This window comes from Corynebacterium sp. H78 (assembly GCF_037572275.1).
Taxonomy (GTDB): Bacteria; Actinomycetota; Actinomycetes; order Mycobacteriales; family Mycobacteriaceae; genus Corynebacterium.
In genome coordinates, this window is sequence record NZ_JBBHKX010000006.1 from 148,324 (window position 1) to 169,646 (window position 21,323).

Below are 21,323 nucleotides of genomic sequence, written 5' to 3' on the forward strand. Positions count from 1 at the left end.
GAAATTCCTTGCTCACCCCGGTTAGTTAGGTTAGCCTTACTGTTATGTCTGCTATCTACTTTGATTGCCTGGTCCTTCCATCTGACGTCGACTCGCTCGCGAATGCTTTTGCTGCTCAACTGCAGGAGTTTGAAAACGGGGGACGCATTAGTGGTGTGACGGTGACACATCAACCGGCACCCGTCGAGAAGCAGTTGGTCGAGCAGTGGGAAGAGCAGAATCCAGATGAGCCGCTGGGGGAGCGTGCGGTGGAGCGTTATGAGCTCGAGTTCACCAAGGAGTCTGGCTCGCTCAACGCATTGGCAATGGATCTGTCGAAGCTGCTGACGCCGGAGGCGGAGTTGCCAGCGGATCCAGTTCTGCGTGAGTTTGAGGAACTCTTTGAGGAAGTGGCGACCTACCCATGGATGGTTCGCATCCGTCCGTAGCTTTTGACGCGTGTGTGGACGCTCGAAAATTGAGCCTGTATGGATAGTTCGATGACTGGGGCACACCCGATAAGTCGGGGTGAATAATCTCCGGCCTATCCCTATTAAGTTAAATAAGCCGTTCTTACCGAACATGTTTAGATAACTAAAAGTCGCCCGACTTTTTCACCAAGTGAGACGTTGGGGGTAATTATTGAGAAAAATTACCCGCCCCTCTTGTAGCGCCCGCCAGGGAACGTGGAAGAATATCCCATTGTTCCAATCGTCTTCACCGTTCAGGTCGGCGCTTTCGGGACTCGCAGAGTAGCGGAGTTGAAGCTTGCTTCACGACGGCGCGCTGCGAGAGCTTCCTCCTTCGTATAAGGAGAAAGAAAACCGTAGGTGGTGTTTCCGGCGGTTGTGTAGAGAGGTGAAAAGTTGAGCATCGACGGTTCTGTTGCGAACTTTTATGAGGAGATTCTCCGCCGCAATGCTGGTGAACCAGAGTTTCACCAGGCAGTTGCTGAGGTTCTCGAATCCCTGAAGATCGTCCTGGAAAAGGATCCTCATTACGGTGAATTGGGCCTGGTTCAGCGTTTGTGCGAGCCTGAGCGTCAGCTGATCTTCCGTGTGCCATGGATCGATGATCAGGGTAATGTTCACGTGAACCGTGGCTTCCGCGTCCAGTTCAACTCGGTTCTGGGACCATACAAGGGTGGCCTTCGTTTCCACCCAAGCGTAAACCTCGGCATTATTAAGTTCCTTGGTTTCGAGCAGATCTTCAAGAACTCCCTGACTGGCCTGCCAATTGGTGGCGGCAAGGGTGGCTCGGACTTCGACCCTAAGGGCAAGACGGACCTGGAGATCATGCGATTCTGCCAGTCATTCATGACTGAGCTGCACCGCCACATGGGCGAGTACCGCGATGTCCCTGCAGGCGACATCGGCGTCGGTGGCCGTGAGATCGGTTACCTCTTCGGTCAGTACCGACGTCTGACCAACCAGCACGAGTCCGGTGTCTTGACCGGTAAGGGCTTGACCTGGGGCGGTTCGCTGGTCCGTACCGAAGCTACGGGCTATGGCGTTGTCTACTTCACTGAAGAGATGATGGCATCGCACAATGAGTCGCTGTCTGGCGCAAAGGTCATCGTTTCCGGTTCCGGCAACGTGGCAATCTACGCTATCCAGAAGGCGCAGCAGCTTGGCGCAACGGTCGTCGGCTTCTCTGACTCCTCCGGCTACGTTTCTACGCCTAAGGGTGTCAATGTAGAACTTCTGAAGAGCATCAAGGAAGTACGTCGCGGTCGTGTCTCTGACTATGTAGCAGAGTCTGAAGGTGCTACCTTCCACGCAGGTGGAAACATCTGGGAGTTGGAGTGCGATGTCGCACTTCCATGTGCAACTCAGAACGAGCTCGACGGCGAATCTGCCCGCATGCTCGTCGCTAATGGCTGCCGTTACGTCGCTGAAGGCGCAAACATGCCATCGACCCCAGAAGCTATTGCAGTGTTCCGTGAGTCGAAGATCATGTACGCACCAGGCAAGGCTGCTAACGCTGGTGGCGTTGCAACGTCCGCTCTGGAAATGCAGCAGAATGCTACCCGTGACTCTTGGTCCTTCGACTACACTGATGAGCGTCTCAAGGGCATTATGAAGAACATCTTCCGTACGTGTGAAAACACCGCGGCTGAGTACGACCATGAGCACGACTACGTTATCGGCTCTAACATCGCTGGCTTCAAGAAGGTTGCCGACGCAATGCTCGCACAGGGTGTTATCTAGTTTCACCTAGTAGATACCTAACGTGTGGCACGTAGGCCCACACCGATACACTTCCCGACGTGGACGTATCGGTGTGGGCTTTTGTCATTGTCGTGCTTGTCGTATTCGTTGGCTCGGGTATGCAACGAGTGTCAGGTATGGGACTAGGCCTTATCGGCGCACCTGTGTTGAGCCTCTTAGTCGGCCCAGTCGCAGGTGTACTAATCATCAACGTCCTCGCAGCCGTCAACGCAATCATGCAGGCGGTATCGGTGCGGGAGAACATCGATTGGCGAAAGTTCTGGCTGATCGGCCCGTTTATGGTGCTCGGCGCGATCCCAGGAGCGTGGGTGGTGCACAACACGCCGACCGGACCACTTCAAGTTGCGGTGGGCGGACTCGTGCTGATCGGTTTGCTTGTGACGACGTACATGCCCGACCACATGCGTGTCGACGGTCCCCAGTACGCCTCAACCGCCGGTGTGGCGGGAGGCTTCATGAATACACTTGCCGGAATCGCGGGTCCGTCGATCACTGTGTACGCACAGCTCAGTAGATGGCCGCAGCAGACGTTTGCGCCAACGCTGCAACCATTGTTCTTCGTCTCAGGCGCGCTTTCACTGCTGACTAAAGAGCTGAGCGCAGATCACAGCATCTTCACGATGACTCCATGGCTGTTGTGGCCGCTGTGTTTCGTCGGGATGCTAGGAGGCTTATGGGTAGGCACCCGCGTGTCGGCGAAAGTACCAACGAAAAAGGCCCGTCGCTTAGCGTTGATCATCGCTGCAACGGGCGCCTTCATCATCCTTGTGCGCGGACTGCTATTTCAATAGGGAAGACAGGAACTCGCGGGTGCGCTCTTCTCGTGGCTCACCCAGTACCTGCTCCGGTGCGCCGGCTTCCACCACAACACCATCAGCCATGAAAACAACCTGATCGGCTACTTCGCGCGCGAAACCCATCTCATGCGTGACGACGATCATCGTCATGCCACGATTCGCCAGTTCACGCATCACGTTCAGGACCTCGCCCACGAGTTCAGGGTCGAGGGCGGATGTCGGCTCGTCGAAAAGCATGAGCTTTGGTTCCATCGCGAGTGCGCGGGCAATAGCGACGCGCTGCTGCTGACCGCCGGACAACTGAGCAGGGTAGGCATCAGCCTTGTGGGAAAGTCCCACGATGTTGAGAAGCTCGTCAGCCTTGGCACGCGCTTGGTCTGGAATAACGCCCTTGACCTGGATTGGCGCTTCAATGATGTTGCCCATCACTGTGCGGTGCGGGAACAGGTTGAAGTTCTGGAACACCATCCCGATATCGCGACGCTGGCGGGCAGCATCTGCTTCAGAAATCTCGTGTAGGACGCCCTTCTTTTCGCGGTAGCCGATGAGCTCACCGTCCACATACAGGCGACCCGCGTTGACCTTTTCCAGATGGTTGACGCAGCGTAGGAAGGTAGACTTACCGCTTCCCGACGGGCCGATAAGGCACGTCACCGTGCCACGAGGAACCTCGAGATCGATGCCTTTGAGGACTTCGAGACGACCGAAATTCTTTCGTACTCGTTGAGCTTCGACCATCAAATCCGGTCGTGCATCAGTGGTAGTCATTACTGAGGATCCTCCTGGTTGAATCGACGTTCTTCGTGATCGACCACGCGGGTGTTAGCCAGCGGGATGCCTTCTGCATCGGCAAGGGCTGCCAACTGGCGAGCCGTGAGCTGGCGCGTCGCGCCACGTGCAAAGTAGCGCTCCAGGTAGTGCTGACCAACCATCAATACCGAGGTGATGACCAAGTACCAGGTCGCAGCAACTAGCAGCATCGGTACTGGCAAGAAGATGGCATTCGCAATATCGGTCGAGCGACCATACAGCTCCAAGGTGAATGGCACTGCGATGACCAGCGACGTGGTCTTCAGCAGGGAGATGAACTCATTGCCTGTTGGCGGGATGATGATGCGCATGGCTTGTGGCAGAACAGTACGAGTAATCGTCTGACGCCAGCTCATACCCAGAGCCTTCGACGCTTCGGTCTGTCCTTCCGGAACTGCCTGAATACCAGCACGGACAATTTCCGCCATGTACGCGGCCTCGTTCAAACCCAGTCCTAAGAATGCGAGGACGAAGGTGTTTGACAGGATCGTCGTCAAGTCCAGCTCAGTGAAACCGAGATTGATGGAGCTGTAAATAGTGGACAACAGGCCCCAGAAGACGAGCTGAACGTAGACTGGGGTGCCACGGAAGATCCAAAGGTAGAGCCATGCGACGGTGGAGAGCACTGGGTTGTCGGACATGCGGAGAACCGCAATGAGTGCACCACCGACGATGCCAATGAGCATCGCAATGATAGTCAGCGCCAATGTCCACCCAGCAGCTTCTGCGATGCGCGTGTCAAACAGGTACTGGCGGTACGTATCCCAGTGGTATGCCTCGTTCTGCGAGGCACTGATGATAAACCAGGCAGCGAGGGCAAGCAGGATGATGGCTGCAATCCACCGGCCAGGTCGTGGCAGGGGGCGGGCCTTAATTTCAGCGTTGAGCTCTTCGTTAGACGCAGTATGGCGTCCGACAGGCGTTGCCGACGTGCTCATTAATAGTCCTCTCCGTTAATGGTGGCCTGTTCGACAGCGCCATCTTCAAGTCCCCACATGGCAAAAATGCGCTGGTACTCGCCGGTATCAATCAGGTGTTGGAGAGCTTCGGCCAAGACTGGGCCGAGCTCGGAGTCCTTTGGTACTGGCCAACCGAACGGCGCAGAGTCGTAGATGTCTCCTGCCATTTCGAGCTTTCCATCGGAACGAGCGACAGCCCATGCACTGACGGGGGAGTCGGCGGCCAGCGCTTCGGCACGGCCGAGCACGACCGCAGTAGCTGCAGTACCGGCATCCTGATACGCGAGTTTGTCGATCGCCGGAAGTCCCTTATCCAAGCACTCCTGGTTCTTGAGCGGAAGGTCATCCATATCCGCGACAGTGTTGCGCTGTACTGCGACAGTCTTGCCGCATGCGGTATCTGGCGTGATGTCAGATTCAGGGGACCGTGCCCACTGCAAACCAGTGTCCAGGTAGTCAACGAAGTCGTAGGTCTTACGACGTTCTTCATTTGACGTGAATCCCGATGCTCCAAAGTCAACAGCATTGCCCGACACTGACGGCAGAATCAGTGCAAAGTCCTGCTCTTGAACAACAAGATCCAAGCCGAGAACGGCTGCTGTTGCCTTAGCGAGGTCAATGTCGAAACCAATGATGTTGCCTTGCGAGTCTTTGAACTCGGCTGGCGCGAACGTCGGATTTGTACCGATGCGAATGGTCCCGCGCTTACGGATGTCCTCGGGAACTTTCGCAGCCAATTCCGGGACGGCAGCTGGCTTAACTTCAGCCCAGCCTTCAGGATGACCACCTTCGTTATTGGTAACGCAGCCAGTCAACCCCAAAGTCAGCACCGTCGACAGCGCAAGTGTCGCTGTCACCGCCAGTGTGGTGAGGGGTTTTCTCATGGTGAAAATCTTACTCACCAAAGAGTTAGCGTTGAGGGTTACCCCAGTTTAAACGCTCAGGTCAGCTCCAGATGTGCTGTCGTTGCGAGCAGCGTCTTCCACAGCCTTTGCGACGGCCACCGGTACTCGTGGGTCCAAAGGAGATGGGATGATGCGCTGCGGCGACAACTCGTCGGCGCCTACCTCCGCGATAGCGCGAGTTGCTGCCAACTTCATTGACTTCGTAATGCGCTTTGCGCCAGCGTTCAGGGCACCACGGAAAATGCCGGGGAACGCGAGCACGTTGTTGATCTGGTTCGGGTAGTCCGAACGACCCGTCGCAACGATCGCACCGTACTTGGTAGCAATGTCGTAAGGAATCTCGGGGTTCGGATTAGCCAACGAGAACAGGATTGGATCGTCCCCCATGAGTGCAACCTGGTTCTCCGAGAGATGACCAGCGGAAACCCCGATGAAGGTATTTGCACCTTTGAGGGCTTCGTCGATAGGTCCCTGCAGCCCGCGTGGGTTCGTCAACTGAGCGAGATACGATTTCACATCATTGAGTGGTTCGCGATCTGAATGAATTATGCCTCGGGAATCAACGACGGTGATGTCCTTGACACCAGCGGCGAGCAACATGCGAGTTGCCGCAACGCCAGCAGAACCGGCACCAGAGATAACAATGCGCAGGTCCTCCATCCGGCGATTGGTCAACTTGCATGCATTGCGTAGGCCTGCGGTGATGACGATTGCGGTGCCGTGTTGATCATCGTGAAAGACAGGGATGTCGAGTGCTTCGTCAAGACGACGCTCGATTTCGAAGCATCGCGGGGCGGAAATGTCCTCCAGGTTGATGCCCCCGAACGACGGAGCCAACCGAGCAATCGTGTCGACGAGCTCATCAGGATCCTTCGTGTCCAGCACGATTGGCACTGCATTCAAGCCGGCGAAACGGCTGAAAAGCTGTGCTTTGCCTTCCATCACGGGCAGTGCTGCCTTTGGCCCGATGTCTCCGAGGCCGAGAACTGCCGTGCCGTCGCTGATAATTGCGACGTTGTTGCCCGTCCAGGTGTACTTTCGCGCCATTGATGGGTCGTCGTGAATTGCCTCGCAAACTCGAGCGACACCAGGGGTGTACGCGATAGACATGTCACGAATGCTGTCGAGAGGAAGCGTTGACGTGGTGACAAGCTTGCCACCCTCGTGCGCTGCGAAAATCTCTTCGTCAGTGACGTGTGCTTGCGAAAAATTGTTTGGCAACTGTGCCTCTTCGTTTCCCATACTTACGTGACCCACTTCGGTACCTATGACCTATGTACTTGCGCGTGCAGACTGGCTTTTTGGTACGCACGATGACCGGTGAGTTACTGGTGCAGAGATCGCATCAAGGGTGTGTGACGCGATGATCCTATGGAAGCCTGCAGTCGACTACTGCTGAGTTTTATAGGTGAAAAGTGTAATCCACTGACACCCAAAAACGTTAGTTGACCTGTGTGGTTAGGTGTGGGCTGAGTCACTGTTCTGGCATGGGGAACTCCCTGAGGGGTGGGAAGTCCTCAGGGAAGTAGAGAAGAAACCTACGGTGACGTAGCTAAATGATGGAGCTAAATCTCGCTACTCGATCACGTAATCATCGGTTGGAGGATCAAAAGGAGGATCCTCAGGGTAATCCGGATCGGTCGGATAGTCGGGATCAGTCGGGTAATCGGGCTCAGTTGGGTAGTCCGGCTCAGTGGGGTAGTCAGGATCGGTCGGATAGTCGGGATCAGTTGGATAATCTGGTTCGTCCGATGTCGTGGACTCATCCGTCGTTGACGTTTCAGTCGTGGACGAGGACTCGGTCGACGATTCTGACGTTACGGTCGTGGTTTCCGTCGTCGATGATTCGGTAGTAGTTTCCGTGACTACATCTTCAGTGACAGTTTTCGATGCGGACTTCGACTTCGGCTTCGGAGGAGTCTTGGACGACGATGAAGGCTTTTCTGCTACTGGAACCTCCTTCGCGTCCTTCTCAGGCAAGGCGAATGCCAGTGCGCCACCTGCAGCGAGTGCAGCCAATGACAAGGCGCCTACAGCTGTCCAGTGCTTATCGATCAGCTCTGCTGGTGCATTTGGATTCTTGGCCGCCTGGATTGCTCGGAATTCGTTGTACAGCCACCATGCACCCGGCCCGATCAGAGCGACGCTCAGCAAAACTGCGGGAATAACCCCCAGTAATCCTGACCTCAACACTGGAAGGGGCAATACCGCGATACCGGCGATGATTGCAAGGCAGGATAACGCGACTTTCCACCAGGTGGTCGAATGTGAAGCATCCTCAAACTGGAAGTTGTCCGAGTAAAATGCGTGTTGCTGAATGGCATCGTCGTTAAGCGGAAGTGCATCGTCGAAGTCGTTGCTCTCCGTAGCATTGAACGACGTGCTTCCAAAAGCGCCGTAGCCATGAGCGGCAAAGTCACTGTCTGTCGCAAAGTCGCTGTCGCTGGCATTCGACCAGGCTTGCTCATCAGTGGGGTGATTGTCCGATGCATCCCACTCTGAACGATCGGAATTGTCATGCGACATGGACTCGCCTCCGAGTGAATTAGCGTTACAACCCTGCGTGAGTTGAGTCTATCCAGTGAGAACTATGTTTGCTGGATGCGTGATGAAGGTGTGTGGTGCCGTGTCGTATGGGTTCGGCGAATCCAGTCTCGGAGCATACTTGCAGATAAATATGCTTATCCACGACCATATTCTGGGTTGAGATTGGAGCTTGCTGGAGGGGTGGGCGAGGTCTTGGGATACCGGTTGGTCGGCGGATTGTTCGGATGTGTTGGCTGCGAAGGGACGCTTGGATTGCGGGGAATGCTGGTCGCGGAGCTTCGAGGTATGGACGGGGTGGAAGTCGACGTGGTCGTCGGGCTTGATGTCGAAGACTCTGTCGTCTCTTCGCTGGTCTCTGCGGTTGTTTGTTCAGTAGTTTCTGTGACGGTTTCGTCGACAGTTTCTTCTACGGTTTCCTCGACAGTTTCAATTACTGGGGCAACTGGCTCCACACTTGCAGTTGTACTTTTTGGCTTCGGCGCTGGCGACTTAATCGAAAGTGACGAAGTAGTGAGCGCCACTTGTTCATCGGCGTCAGCGGTCACAGCAGGCAACGTGAAGGTAAGGGCGGTGCCAGCGAAAACTGCTCCGGCGCATAGCGTCGCAATCGGTGTCCAGTGTTGATCAACAATCTCGGGGAGTGCATTCGGATCTTTTGCTGCCTGGTTGGCGCGATATTCGTTGTAGAACCACCAGGTTGCTGGACCGAGGAGAGCGACGGACAACATGACGGCCGGAAGTACGCCAAGTGTGCCCAACTTCAACACGGGCAGTGGCAGAACTGCGATCCCCACCACAATGGCAAGACCCGCTAGCGCGACCTGCCATAAAGGTGTCGAGTGCTGAGGCTCAGGAAAAGCGAGATCATTATTTGTTAACGCGTGTTGCTCGCTAGCGACGTCGTCAAGCGGAAGCGCATCGTCTGAACTAAAAGTGATTCCTGACGACGCGCTCGCGAAATCGCCGTACCCATGAGTTTTATAACCGTTCAGAGGGGCCTGTCCCCAGGCTTGTTCATTGCTAGATTGCCCTTCGCCTGGGTGCGAAGGCGAATCGTCAAAAGGGTGATGCGCCATGATGCCCGCCTCCAAGTTAACGCGCTTAATAATGTTGCATGGGTGAGCCTAGAACAGTTCATGGCGGTTCGCTTAAGACGTGCGAGGCGATTCGTGCAGCAAAATCTTGGGGCTAGAAATTGGCGCGAGATTATGTAGCATGAGAAGACCCCGCCTACCAAGAAAACTTGGTAAACGGGGTCTCTATCTGGTGCCCCTGGTGAGACTCGAACTCACACTGGACGGGTTTTGAATCCGTTGCCTCTGCCAATTGGGCTACAGGGGCGCTCGCTTCGAATCGGTAGCTCCGAAGCAGCTGTGATCATATTAGTCTATGGCATCGTCTTTAGAAAAATAACGCTGCACAACTGCGACAATGGCGACAATCGCACCGCCCAACAAGAACAATCCTGCGGCCATTGGCCAGTCAGATCCGGCACGAAGCATTTCGTTTGTTTCGGACTGCCATGGCCACAATGCACGTAGAGAGCCGAGCAGCAGACCGGCCATTGCAACGAGCGTCAGGGTGTGGTGCTTTTCCAGCATCCACTCCAGCGCACGAACGAACAACACAATGCCCACCAGAGCACCAGCCATGAACGTGCCCAGATACGCAAAGTTACGTTGATCAACGGCGGCCATTGTTGGCGCGTACAGGCCGACGACCAACAAGAAGAACGAACCAGACACACCAGGCAACACCAGCGCGCAGATCGCAATCGATGCAGCGATAAAGACCATCCACAACGAAGGATTAGTTGGTGCGGCTGATGGCAACGAGGTGAGCCAGAAAGTCATCACGGCGAAGAAGACGAACACCGCGATGGCCTTACCCTGCATGCCGGGCCTCTTCATGGCACCTGGCTTCAACTCCTGAAATGGAATCAGCACAGACACTGCGATCATGCCGAGGAACAATGCGCGGGAAGCAACCGGTTGGTTTGTGACGAAGCTCTCCATCGGGCCGGCCATCGTAAAGACGACAGCCAACATTCCGATCGCTACTGGGATGAGAAGCATCCAGTCGATTCGTCGTAAAGCAGAACCCATAGAAGGCTTGCCGATGTGGGTCGGCACATCAGTGATGTTTTTCGCAGAGCCAATGAGGCGTTCGTAGATGCCCGTGACGAGGGCAACTGTTCCCCCGGATACTCCAGGAATCGTTTCCGCGAGCCCGATCAGGCCGCCTCGGACGGTGTTGCCAAGGACATTGCCGGGAGTCGGGCGAGGGAAGTCGGTGGTTTCATCGTGTGTACTCATCACGAAGAACTCTACGGGTAAAAGCGAAAAACGCTGGTAATCAACGCGCGAGAGTGCATAGTCACAATGTGATCTTGACTAAAGAAATGCAAAAACCTGTCCCCTGGAAGTCAGGAAACAGGTCTGCAGAAGTGGCACGGCGCGCTAAACGGTGTGGCGCAGCAAAAAGAAACTGAGCTACGCGTTTTCCAACACGCGCTGAATCTGCTCGCCGTACGACGTGATAGCTACGTCGGTGACACACGACTGGTTAGTGGTGTTGCCGAGCAACAAGGCAGTCATGCCCATGTACATAGCCAACGCGAAATCACAGCGGCGTTCTGCGTGAGCCTCATCAGTGATGCCCGGTGCTTCATTGCGCACTCGAGTAAGGAGTGTAGAGCGGGCCGTGGACTTAAACCGTTCTTCGATTTCAGCGGTTACATTGTCGCTTCCCGACGTCGCCATTAATAGGGACACGACAGATGAGGGGCCGAGATGCTCGCCAGAAATGGCGTCGGTAGCAAGCAGGCGGCCGAGCTCATTGAACGGCTGTTCTGCAATTGCATTAGTAATAGCGCCAAAGTCGATCAATTCAGCCAGTAGGCCTTCTTTGGAGCCGAAATACTTGATAATCAAGGGAGCGCTGACGCCTGCCTCGGTGGCAATTTCCTTCAGAGAGACCCTTGCGAAAGGCTTCTGAGTGAAATAAGTGGTCGCCGTATCAATAATCCGCGCACGGGTAGCTGCAGAATTTCTACGTCGCGTCGGCGTACTGTCGAGAGTCATGCTGACCAGCATAAACGCAACAAGGCGCAAATGTTGAACGCATAGCAAACGCTACGTATGCAAACTCCCATGAAAACGAGATGGATTACCCTATCGTGGGGGTGTGGATATGGAGACTCGGAAACAATTGGTAGCTACTGTGTGTTCGTTGAAGTTCCTCATGAATTTCATTCAACTAAGGAAGTGAGAGACGTTTAGGGGTTTTGGGAAATGTGTATATTCATTCTCCGTGACTTTTCCGGAGAGGATGAGGTTAGGCAACGCTTGATCACCATTCGGGATAGAACATTTAATGCCCCATTCGATGACGATTGTTAATTGTCTCTGCGATTCTGAATTGAGTTACGATCCATTTCCGCCTTCTTCGGGCAGCAAGTTGGCTCGGCGTCGACACCTGACGAGGGAAATGGCGAGAGCCAAGTCGAGGATGGGGGCGTGGGGCGGGGAGTCTGCAAACCTTTACACTGGTGCTATGAAACGAACGCTCATGCTTATCGACGGTCACTCCATGGCATTTCGCGCATTCTTTGCGCTGCCGACGGACAATTTCTCCACGACGAGCGGTCAATACACCAATGCTGTCTATGGATTTCTATCCATGCTGTCAACGTTGCTTAACGACGAGAAGCCCACGCACGTCGCTGTTGCATTCGACGTGGCGCGTGAGACGTTCCGAAACGAGCTATTTCCGGAATATAAGGCACAGCGCGACAAAACCCCTGAAGAGTTCCGCGGTCAGGTTCCGCTTCTGAAGCAGGTACTTCAGGAGATGGGCATCGTCACTTTGGAGAAGGATAACTACGAAGCTGACGACATTATCGCAACGCTCGCAACGCAGGCGAAGCCGGAAGGGTTCGAGACGCTTATCGTTACCGGCGACCGTGACTCGTTTCAGCTCGTCAACGATTCAACGACCGTTCTCTATCCGATGCGTGGTGTGTCGACGCTGCATCGCTTCACGCCGGAGGCCGTCGAAAAGAAGTATGGATTGACGCCGGAGCAATACCCAGATTTTGCTGCTTTACGTGGAGACCCTTCCGATAATCTCCCGGGCGTTCCTGGAGTTGGGGAGAAGACTGCGCAGAAGTGGATTCTTCAGTTTGGTTCGTTGGCGAACCTCTTAGAGCGCGTTGATGAGGTTCGTGGAAAAGTCGGCGACAATCTTCGCGAGCGCGTTGGTGCGGTTGAAATGAACCGCAAACTCACCGAGATGGTCAAGGATCTGCCCTTGCCGTATGGGCCGGACGAACTAGAGTTGCGTCCTGCGGATGCGCAGGGAATTGCAGACTTCTTTGACAAGTTGGAGTTCGGCGGGAGCTTGCGGGAGCGGGTATTCCGTACTTTGGCCATTGAAGGTGCGGGTGTGAAAGCCACCGAGAACGATGACACTGACGTGGTCATCGTTGAGCAGAAGGCTGGTGAACTCGGACACTGGCTAGATTCACTGAGTCAGCCTGTGGCGGTTGCTGTCGATGGGTTCTCGCTGTCTTTGGCAACGCCGCGCGACAATGATATCGAAGCACTTCAGGTTGAGTTGGGTAATCTCGATCCAACTGATGATGACTCCCTGCGCACCTGGCTCGCTGGCGAGCATCCAAAGCTCACTCACGACGCAAAGTCGCTCATGCATTCCCTGTGGGGACATGACCTAGAGATCGCTGGCATCGTCCATGACACTTTCCTTGCCTCCTACTTGCTGCGTCCAAGTCAACGTAGTTACACGCTCGAGAACATCTATCAGCGTCACTTGAATCGAACGCTGTCCCAGCAGGACGGGCAGCTTTCACTTCTCGACGATCCTGTTAACGCGGATCACGTCGCAGCAATTGTGGAATTGTCTGTAGCACTGTCTTCGGAACTGGAAGCGAATGGGCTCTATGAGGTGTACGCCGATTTGGAAGTTCCGCTTGCGCCAGTTCTCGCTCGCATGGAGCGTCTGGGCATTGCTGTCGACGTCGACAAGCTCGAAGATTTGCGGAAGCAAGCCCAGGCAGCGACGGATGAAGCTGAACATGCAGCGCGCGCACTGGTGGACCGCCCCGAGCTGAATTTGGCATCGCCGAAACAGCTGCAAGAAGTGCTGTTTGATCAGCTAGAAATGCCAAAGACGAAGAAGACGAAGACTGGCTATTCGACGGCGGCCAAAGAGCTGGAAAATCTGGCGAAGAATAATCCGCATCCATTCCTTGAGCATCTGATGGCTTTCCGTGAGGCTCAGAAGATGCGTTCCACGGTTGACGGGCTGATCAAGGCTGTCGCGGATGACGGGCGTATTCATACGACGTTTAATCAGACGGTCGCGGCGACTGGACGTTTGTCATCCACCGAACCGAATTTGCAGAACATTCCAGTGCGCACTGAATTTGGCCGCTCGATTCGTTCCGCATTCGTGGTGGGCGATGGTTTCGAGAATCTGGTGACGGCTGACTACTCGCAGATTGAAATGCGCGTAATGGCGCACCTTTCGCAGGATGCGGGTTTGATCGAGGCGTACCGGGCAGGCGAGGACCTGCACAACTTTGTGGGTTCGAAGGTTTTCAATGTGCCACTTGACGGTGTGACTCCTGAGTTGCGTCGTCGAGTCAAGGCCATGAGCTACGGTTTGGCATATGGATTGAGCGCGTTTGGTCTAGCCCAGCAGCTTGATATTCCGCAGTCTGAAGCAAAGCGACTTCGTGAAGATTACTTCGAGCGATTCGGTGGCGTTCGAGACTACTTGGAAGGTGTCGTCGCGCAAGCCCGCAAGGATGGTTACACCTCGACCTTGTTTGAACGCCGTCGCTACCTGCCAGATCTCAACTCGGATAACCGGATGGCACGTGACAACGCCGAACGTGCAGCGCTGAACTCACCGATCCAGGGAACAGCAGCAGACATCATTAAGGTCGCCATGTTGCGTGTCGACGATGCTCTTAAGGTGCAGGGGTTGAAATCGCGGATGCTGTTGCAGGTCCATGACGAACTGGTGCTAGAAGTGGTGCCAGGTGAATCCGAGCAGGTGGAGGCGCTCCTTCGGAAGGAGATGGATGCAGCGTGCGAGTTGCTGGTGCCGTTGGATGTATCTGTGGGTGCTGGGCCGAATTGGGATGCTGCTGCGCATTAGTGGTGAGCATGTGACAAATCGGGTTAACCTGCCGGTTGGATAGCCAGGCGAAACAGCGCGACATGGTGGTTATGGAACTTGAAAGGCCAGAGGTGGCCGAGTATCATTGTCGCGGTATGCATACGCATGCCGACTTTGCGTGTTCTAAGTCTGGCATCCCGCGGTCATAAACAAAGCTAAGGCATCGTTGCCGGAAGCGGATTGACCAGGGGATTTACAGTCTTGTCAGGCAAGGCCGAAATTGTCCGCTTTTTCGATTTACTATCCGCTTCGGAGCACATTATATATGTCCACCTCTAACACCCCTCAGGTTGCCATCAACGACATCGGCACCGCTGAGGACTTCCTCGCTGCAGTTGACTCGACGATGAAGTACTTCAACGATGGTGACATCGTTGAGGGCACCGTCGTCAAGGTTGACCGCGACGAGGTCTTGCTCGACATCGGCTACAAGACCGAGGGTGTCATCCCTTCCCGTGAACTGTCCATCAAGCACGATGTCGACCCTGATGAAGTGGTCGAAGTTGGTGACGAGATCGACGCTTTGGTTCTCACCAAGGAGGACAAGGAAGGTCGCCTGATCCTGTCCAAGAAGCGTGCTCAGTACGAGCGTGCTTGGGGCACCATCGAGGAGCTCAAGGAAAAGGACGAGCCAGTCACCGGTACCGTCATCGAGGTTGTCAAGGGTGGCCTCATCCTGGACATCGGTCTGCGTGGCTTCCTGCCAGCATCCCTCGTTGAAATGCGTCGCGTTCGTGACCTGCAGCCATACATTGGCCAGGAGATCGAAGCCAAGATCATTGAACTGGACAAGAACCGTAACAACGTCGTTCTGTCCCGTCGCGCATGGCTCGAGCAGACTCAGTCTGAGGTTCGCTCCGAGTTCCTGCACCAGCTGCAGAAGGGCCAGGTCCGCAAGGGCGTCGTCTCTTCCATCGTCAACTTCGGTGCATTCGTCGACCTGGGCGGCGTAGACGGCCTGGTTCACGTTTCCGAGCTGTCCTGGAAGCACATCGATCACCCATCTGAGGTTGTTCAGGTTGGCGACGAGGTAACCGTCGAGGTTCTCGAGGTTGACCTCAACCGCGAGCGCGTGTCCCTCTCCTTGAAGGCAACTCAGGAAGATCCATGGCGCGTATTCGCCCGCACCCACGCAATCGGTCAGATTGTTCCGGGCAAGGTCACCAAGCTGGTTCCATTTGGTGCGTTCGTTCGCGTCGAAGAGGGCATCGAGGGCTTGGTCCACATCTCCGAGCTGGCTTCCCGCCACGTCGATGTTCCAGACCAGATCGTCACCGTTGGCGAAGAAGCAATGGTCAAGGTCATCGACATCGACCTCGAGCGTCGTCGTATTTCCCTCTCCCTCAAGCAGGCTGACGAGGACTTCACCGAAGAGTTCGACCCAACCAAGTACGGCATGGGCGACTCTTACGACGAGCAGGGTAACTACATCTTCCCAGAGGGCTTCGATGCGGAGACCAACGAGTGGATGGAAGGCTTCGAAACCCAGCGCGCTGAGTGGGAAGGCCGTTACGCAGAGGCAGAGCGTCACCACCAGATGCACGCAGCTCAGATCGAGCGTCACCGTGCAGCTGCAGCCGAGGCTGAGGAAGCTCCATCTAACTACTCTTCCGAGACTGACGAGCCAGCACCAGCAGCTCCAGCAGCTCCAGAAGCAGCAGAGGATACCTCCGGCACCTTGGCTTCCGACGAGCAGCTCGCAGCTCTGCGTGCTCGCCTGTCCGGCAACTAAGCCTGTATAGGTAGTCCCGGTTACCTTTAGGTAACAAGGCTAACAATATTCCCCGTCTCTCCACAGGAGAGGCGGGGTTTTGTCATACTTGAAGCATTATGTTGAAAGTAGGACTAACTGGCGGAATTGGTAGCGGCAAGTCGACCGTTGCCCGGCAACTGAGTGCTCTCGGTGCCGTTATCATCGACGCAGACCAGATCGCTCGTGAAATCGTCGAACCTGGTCAGCCTGCACTTGCCGAATTGGTCGACTACTTTGGCTCGGACATCCTCAACCCCGATGACACGTTGAATCGGCGTGAGCTGGCTCGGCGAGCTTTTGCATCTGAAGAATCGACGAAGATCCTCAATTCCATCACCCACCCGCGTATTTCTGAACGTACGGCCGAACTTTACGACGAAGCGAGCGCCCGCGATGTGGTGGTCTTCGATATGCCGTTGCTGATCGAGAATGATCTCGTCGCTGACCAGCATCTTGTCATCGTGGTGAATACTCCGATGGAGAAGCGTATTGATCGGCTAGTTAACTCGCGTGGTCTGGATCGAGACGATGTTGAGCGACGTATTGCTGCGCAGATCGGCGATGAAGAGCGTATTGCTGCTGCTGACATCATTCTCGACAACTCGGGCTCAGAAGATGCATTGCGTGATTCCGTCGACAAGCTATGGCGTGAGCGTTTGCAGCCGATAGCTCAGTCGATGGTGCGACCTCCTGTCGTGCCGTTGGATATCTTGCCTGTGCAGCCTCGTGGTCGGGTCGAGCGCGAGAAGAAGCGTGTCGAACGGCAGTTGGGTGTTTCGGTCAAGGGGACGATGCTCAGTGAAAACCGGCTGATCTTGATGGTTGATGGAGTGCCAAATACGGAGGGAGCTCCGTGGATGGCTACTGGCCAAAACTGGATCAGCCTGGATCCTGGTAATCCTGTAACGCTGACACCTCCAAAGGAAATGTTGGAGATTGATCGTCAGCCATTGGATGGCCTTGATAAGGGGGCATCTAAGACCCCCTAATTGAAAATGAGTTGCAATAACGTGTACTGTCCCTCCTATGACAGTTAAGCGTTATTTTTTCAGCGCTATCCTCTCGTCCGCGCTCGTGCTTTCTGCATGCGGTACTGGCGAAGAAATAGCGAACAAATCAGTGAAAGACACGCCACGAGCTGGTGAGCAAGCACAGCCGTCGCCGTCGGTGACCACCGCTACTACGGTCGCTGACCTCCCGGAGTCTCGCTCGAAGTCTGATCGGCTGGCGGTGAGCTATGACGGTGGTGTCATGGTGATTGATGGTGGCAACCTCAAGCAGGAAATGGCTCCCGAAGTCCTCGACACTTTTGATGCCAAGGGCTATTTGCGTCTGAACAGGGCGGGCGATGGTCGACACGTTTTCGTCTCGACGGATTCGTCCTTCAAAGCACTGGACCTGGGTGCGTACGAGCGTCCACATGGCGATCACTCGCACTACTACGCCGGCGATCCATCGTTTACCGGCTTTGAAGTATCGGCGGTAAAGCCTGGACATGTGGTTGGTAATGCGGACAAGGCCGTGTTGTTCGACGACGAGACTGGTGATGTCACAACTCTGCGCTTGCAGGGGATGGACATGGTTGATCACTTCCATGTGCCAGCGCACCATGGCATTGCCGTTTTGGGAGAAGATAGCACCTATATGGTCACCATCGCTGATCAGGAAGGCGATCGGATTGGTGTAGCCCAGGTGGATGCCGAGGGTAAAGAACTGAAGCGTTTCGAGCAATGCCCAGGTGCGCACGGCGCAGCAGAAACCTCAGCTGGCGTATTCGTTGGCTGTGCAGACGGTGGACTTGTGTACCGAGATGGGGAAGTCACAAAGGTGAAGTCGCCAGATCCATATGGGCGTATTGGAAATCAGGCATCAAGGCCTGATTCAAAGTACGTGCTTGGTGACTACAAGTCCGATAAGGTCGCCGCAGATAAGGATGAGCTGGAACGGCCAACGCAGGTGAGCATTATTGATGCAGAGTCGGGAGAGATGCAACTCGTCGACCTGGGTGCCTCATACACATTCCGATCTCTTGCCATGACCGACGACAACACGGCAGTAGTTCTTGGTACTGATGGCAAAGTGCACCTCATTGATGCTGAAAAGGCAGAAGTGATTCGCTCCATTGACGTTCTCGCACCTTGGGAAGAGTCCGAAGAATGGCAGGATCCACGTCCTGCTATCACGGTCATCGGTTCCACGGCGTATGTGACTGATCCGGCGAGAAATGAAATTCACGCGATCGACCTTGACGGCAACGAAAAGCCACAGGTTACCAAGCTCCCCGAGCAGCCAGATGAACTCGAAGCTGCATAGAATGTGGATCCTGCTTGACGACGAATCGTCGTGAAGCAAACTCGACGAACACCGGCAATGACTTCAGCGGAGCTTTACCAATCCGCGCAACCAGATAACCTGGTGACTATGGCATTCCCCGCTGAACATCCGGTCCTTGCGCAATCTGAGTTTCGTCCTGTTGGAGATATCGAGCGTGCCGACGGCCAGTTTGAGGTCATCAGCGACTTCAAACCGGCAGGTGACCAGCCACAAGCTATCGCGGAGTTATCGGAGCGTCTCAACAACGGTGAGCGCGAAGTTGTGCTGATGGGTGCGACGGGTACTGGTAAGTCTGCGACTGCTGCATGGTTGATTGAGAAGATGCAGCGGCCCACGTTGGTGATGGCTCCGAACAAGACATTGGCAGCGCAGTTGGCAAACGAGCTTCGGTCGCTGCTGCCGAACAATGCCGTGGAGTACTTTGTGTCGTATTACGACTACTACCAGCCAGAGGCATACATCGCGCAGACCGATACATATATCGAGAAGGACTCCTCGATTAACGAAGATGTCGAGCGTCTGCGTCACTCGGCAACGTCGGCACTGCTGTCTCGTCGAGATGTTGTGGTTGTCAGTTCGGTGTCCTGCATCTACGGTTTGGGAACTCCTCAGTCGTATCTGGATCGATCGGTATTTCTGAAGACCGGCGAGGAAGTTGATCGCGATCAGTTCCTACGACTGTTGGTGGACATTCAATACGCCCGCAATGATATTGCTTTTACCCGTGGCACTTTCCGCGTCAAAGGCGATGTTGTCGACATCATTCCTGCATATGAAGAGCTCGCGGTTCGGGTCGAGTTCTTCGGTGACGAGATTGATTCTCTCTATTATCTCAATCCGCTGACTGGCGACGTCGTCAAGCAAGTGGACGAGCTGCGTATCTTCCCAGCAACTCACTATGTTGCGGGACCTGAGCGCATGGAAAAGGCGGTCGAGGCGATTAAGGAGGAGCTGGCGGAGCGCCTGGCGGATTTGGAAAATCGCGGCAAGCTGCTGGAAGCACAGCGCCTACGCATGCGTACGGAGTATGACTTGGAGATGATTCAGCAAGTTGGATTCTGCTCGGGCATTGAGAATTACTCGCGTCATATTGACGGCCGAGCTGCCGGTTCTGCTCCGGCAACGCTGATCGACTACTTCCCGGAGGATTTCCTCACCATTATCGATGAGTCGCATGTGACGGTTCCTCAGATCGGTGGCATGTTTGAAGGCGATGCCTCGCGAAAGCGTAACCTCGTTGACTTCGGCTTCCGACTTCCATCAGCGCTGGATAACCGTCCATTGACCTTCGATGAGTTTGATGCTCGTGTTGGCCAGACCGTCTACATGTCGGCGACGCCTGGCCCGTACGAGCTCGGGCAGACTGGCGGGGAAGTTGTCGAACAGGTTATTCGTCCGACAGGTCTGGTGGATCCGAAGATCGTCGTGAAGCCAACGGAAGGCCAGATTGATGATTTGATCGGCGAAATCCGCCAGCGCGAGGAACGCCACGAGCGCGTCTTGGTCACCACTCTGACGAAGAAGATGGCGGAAGACCTCACTGATTATCTGCTCGAAAACGGTATTCGCGTTCGCTATATGCACTCTGATGTCGACACTTTGCGACGAGTTGAGTTACTGCGCCAACTCCGACTTGGCGAATACGACGTTCTTGTGGGCATCAACTTGCTCCGTGAGGGTCTGGATTTGCCGGAAGTGTCGTTGGTCGCGATTCTCGATGCGGATAAGGAAGGTTTCCTCCGCTCGACTACTTCGTTGATTCAGACTATTGGTCGTGCTGCTCGAAATGTCGACGGTGAAGTGCACATGTATGCGGATACCGTCACGGATTCGATGGCTCGGGCTATCGACGAGACGGAACGTCGTAGGGAAAAGCAGATTGCCTACAACACGGAACATGGCATTGATCCGCAGCCGCTGCGCAAGAAGATCGCGGACATCTTGGACCAGGTCTACGACAATGCAGACAATGCTGATGGGCCGAATGTTGCGGCCAGTGCAGGCCACCGTCGGCGCAATCGCACCGGCAGTGATGCTGATTTGGCGACGTTTGGCAGTAAGTCAACGGCTGACTTTGAAGGCATGCCACGAGCACAACTGGAACAACTCATTGCTGATTTGAGTGAGCAAATGGGAGCTGCCGCACGGGAGCTGAAGTTTGAGCTTGCGGGCAGGTTGAGGGATGAGATTGTCGACTTAAAGAAAGAGCTCAACGGTATGAAAGAAGCGGGATTGCAGTAATTTTAAATTCCTGCAATCTGCAACCGTAGTTTTGCTACTCTTGGTCTCAGTTCACGAAAACGTTGTTGTTAAGCGAGTTTGAGAGGCACTTTAATGAGCGCATACAAGACCATTGTCGTTGGTACCGATGGATCTAAGTCGTCGCTGTTGGCAGTAGAACGCGCGGCTGCGATCGCTGCGTCGTTTGACGCGACTTTGGTCGTGGGTTGCGCATACTACGAGACTCCAGACGATGCATCGAAGACCCTTCGCCAGGACTCCGTACAGGTTCTGGGCGATGACCCAGCAGAGCGTAACTTGGCTGCTGCAAAGGAAACTGCAGAGGCTGCGGGCGCAACCAAGGTTGAAACCGAAGTTCGTGCTGGCTCTCCAGTAGAGGCACTGATGAGCTTGGTCAACGAGAAGAAGGCTGACCTTCTCGTTGTTGGTAACCGTGGCATCAACTCGCTGACCGGTCGTCTGTTGGGTTCTGTTCCTGCCGACGTTGCTCGTCAGTCTGACTGCGATGTCATGATTGTGCACACTGTCAGCTAGGACTGACGGTAAGTTTTCTTCAATGT

At 54.9% G+C, this 21,323-nt stretch carries 17 protein-coding genes and 1 tRNA gene; 9 read left to right on the plus strand and 9 right to left on the minus strand.

What is annotated here, in order from left to right; all coding sequences use genetic code 11:
• Positions 1-44 precede the first annotated feature (44 nt).
• The 3 genes from WG934_RS10155 to WG934_RS10165 all read left to right on the plus strand — a co-directional run bounded on the left by WG934_RS10155 (position 45) and on the right by WG934_RS10165 (position 3,001).
• Positions 45-428, plus strand: coding sequence for a hypothetical protein (locus tag WG934_RS10155; protein ID WP_339989968.1), 384 nt, complete (start codon positions 45-47; stop codon positions 426-428).
• 417 nt (positions 429-845) lie between these two features.
• A complete protein-coding gene (gdhA, locus tag WG934_RS10160; protein WP_339980222.1) occupies positions 846-2,189 on the plus strand; it encodes an NADP-specific glutamate dehydrogenase in 1,344 nt (447 codons plus the stop codon).
• Positions 2,190-2,248: 59 nt separating this feature from the next.
• Entirely contained in the window at positions 2,249-3,001 is a 753-nt protein-coding gene (locus tag WG934_RS10165; RefSeq protein ID WP_339989969.1) for a sulfite exporter TauE/SafE family protein, read from the plus strand.
• On the opposite strand, the gene WG934_RS10170 is transcribed toward WG934_RS10165, so the two are convergent.
• The 9 genes from WG934_RS10170 to WG934_RS10210 all read right to left on the minus strand — a co-directional run bounded on the left by WG934_RS10170 (position 2,990) and on the right by WG934_RS10210 (position 11,311).
• On the minus strand, positions 2,990-3,775 hold the full coding sequence (locus WG934_RS10170; protein ID WP_339989970.1) for an amino acid ABC transporter ATP-binding protein: 786 nt from the start codon (positions 3,773-3,775) through the stop codon (positions 2,990-2,992). The genes WG934_RS10165 and WG934_RS10170 overlap by 12 nt on opposite strands.
• Positions 3,775-4,755 carry an amino acid ABC transporter permease gene (locus WG934_RS10175; protein ID WP_339989972.1) on the minus strand — a complete coding sequence of 327 codons (981 nt, stop codon included), beginning with the start codon at positions 4,753-4,755 and terminating at the stop codon, positions 3,775-3,777. The genes WG934_RS10170 and WG934_RS10175 overlap by 1 nt, the downstream gene beginning before the upstream one ends.
• The gene (locus WG934_RS10180) at positions 4,755-5,660 is read right to left on the minus strand and encodes an ABC transporter substrate-binding protein (RefSeq protein WP_339989973.1); all 906 of its coding nucleotides are present in this window, start codon (positions 5,658-5,660) and stop codon (positions 4,755-4,757) included. The genes WG934_RS10175 and WG934_RS10180 overlap by 1 nt, the downstream gene beginning before the upstream one ends.
• A gap of 48 nt (positions 5,661-5,708) precedes the next feature.
• Positions 5,709-6,923 (minus strand): NAD(P)-dependent malic enzyme, encoded by a 1,215-nt coding sequence (locus tag WG934_RS10185; protein ID WP_339989974.1) that lies wholly within the window; start codon positions 6,921-6,923, stop codon positions 5,709-5,711.
• Between the two features lie 333 nt (positions 6,924-7,256).
• A complete protein-coding gene (locus WG934_RS10190; protein WP_339989975.1) occupies positions 7,257-8,207 on the minus strand; it encodes a hypothetical protein in 951 nt (316 codons plus the stop codon).
• A gap of 155 nt (positions 8,208-8,362) precedes the next feature.
• Positions 8,363-9,304: a hypothetical protein gene (locus tag WG934_RS10195; RefSeq protein WP_339989976.1), complete on the minus strand. Its 942-nt coding sequence runs from the start codon at positions 9,302-9,304 to the stop codon at positions 8,363-8,365.
• Between the two features lie 188 nt (positions 9,305-9,492).
• Positions 9,493-9,569: transfer RNA gene (locus tag WG934_RS10200), tRNA-Leu, on the minus strand.
• Between the two features lie 41 nt (positions 9,570-9,610).
• Complete coding sequence (locus WG934_RS10205) at positions 9,611-10,543, minus strand: DUF368 domain-containing protein (RefSeq protein WP_339980232.1); 933 nt, start codon at positions 10,541-10,543, stop codon at positions 9,611-9,613.
• A 177-nt stretch (positions 10,544-10,720) separates the two neighbouring features.
• Complete coding sequence (locus WG934_RS10210) at positions 10,721-11,311, minus strand: TetR/AcrR family transcriptional regulator (protein ID WP_339989977.1); 591 nt, start codon at positions 11,309-11,311, stop codon at positions 10,721-10,723.
• A 487-nt stretch (positions 11,312-11,798) separates the two neighbouring features.
• Between WG934_RS10210 and polA the strand changes: the two genes are divergently transcribed.
• The 6 genes from polA (at position 11,799) to WG934_RS10240 (ending at position 21,297) form a co-directional block, all read left to right on the plus strand.
• Positions 11,799-14,414 (plus strand): DNA polymerase I, encoded by a 2,616-nt coding sequence (gene polA / locus WG934_RS10215; RefSeq protein ID WP_339990011.1) that lies wholly within the window; start codon positions 11,799-11,801, stop codon positions 14,412-14,414.
• A gap of 286 nt (positions 14,415-14,700) precedes the next feature.
• Positions 14,701-16,167: a 30S ribosomal protein S1 gene (gene rpsA / locus WG934_RS10220; protein ID WP_339980235.1), complete on the plus strand. Its 1,467-nt coding sequence runs from the start codon at positions 14,701-14,703 to the stop codon at positions 16,165-16,167.
• Positions 16,168-16,265: 98 nt separating this feature from the next.
• Positions 16,266-17,177 carry a dephospho-CoA kinase gene (coaE, locus tag WG934_RS10225; RefSeq protein ID WP_339989978.1) on the plus strand — a complete coding sequence of 304 codons (912 nt, stop codon included), beginning with the start codon at positions 16,266-16,268 and terminating at the stop codon, positions 17,175-17,177.
• 37 nt (positions 17,178-17,214) lie between these two features.
• On the plus strand, positions 17,215-18,501 hold the full coding sequence (locus WG934_RS10230; RefSeq protein WP_339989979.1) for a hypothetical protein: 1,287 nt from the start codon (positions 17,215-17,217) through the stop codon (positions 18,499-18,501).
• Positions 18,502-18,609: 108 nt separating this feature from the next.
• On the plus strand, positions 18,610-20,763 hold the full coding sequence (uvrB, locus tag WG934_RS10235) for an excinuclease ABC subunit UvrB (protein ID WP_339989980.1): 2,154 nt from the start codon (positions 18,610-18,612) through the stop codon (positions 20,761-20,763).
• 93 nt (positions 20,764-20,856) lie between these two features.
• Positions 20,857-21,297, plus strand: coding sequence for a universal stress protein (locus tag WG934_RS10240; RefSeq protein ID WP_339980242.1), 441 nt, complete (start codon positions 20,857-20,859; stop codon positions 21,295-21,297).
• Positions 21,298-21,323: the final 26 nt, after the last annotated feature.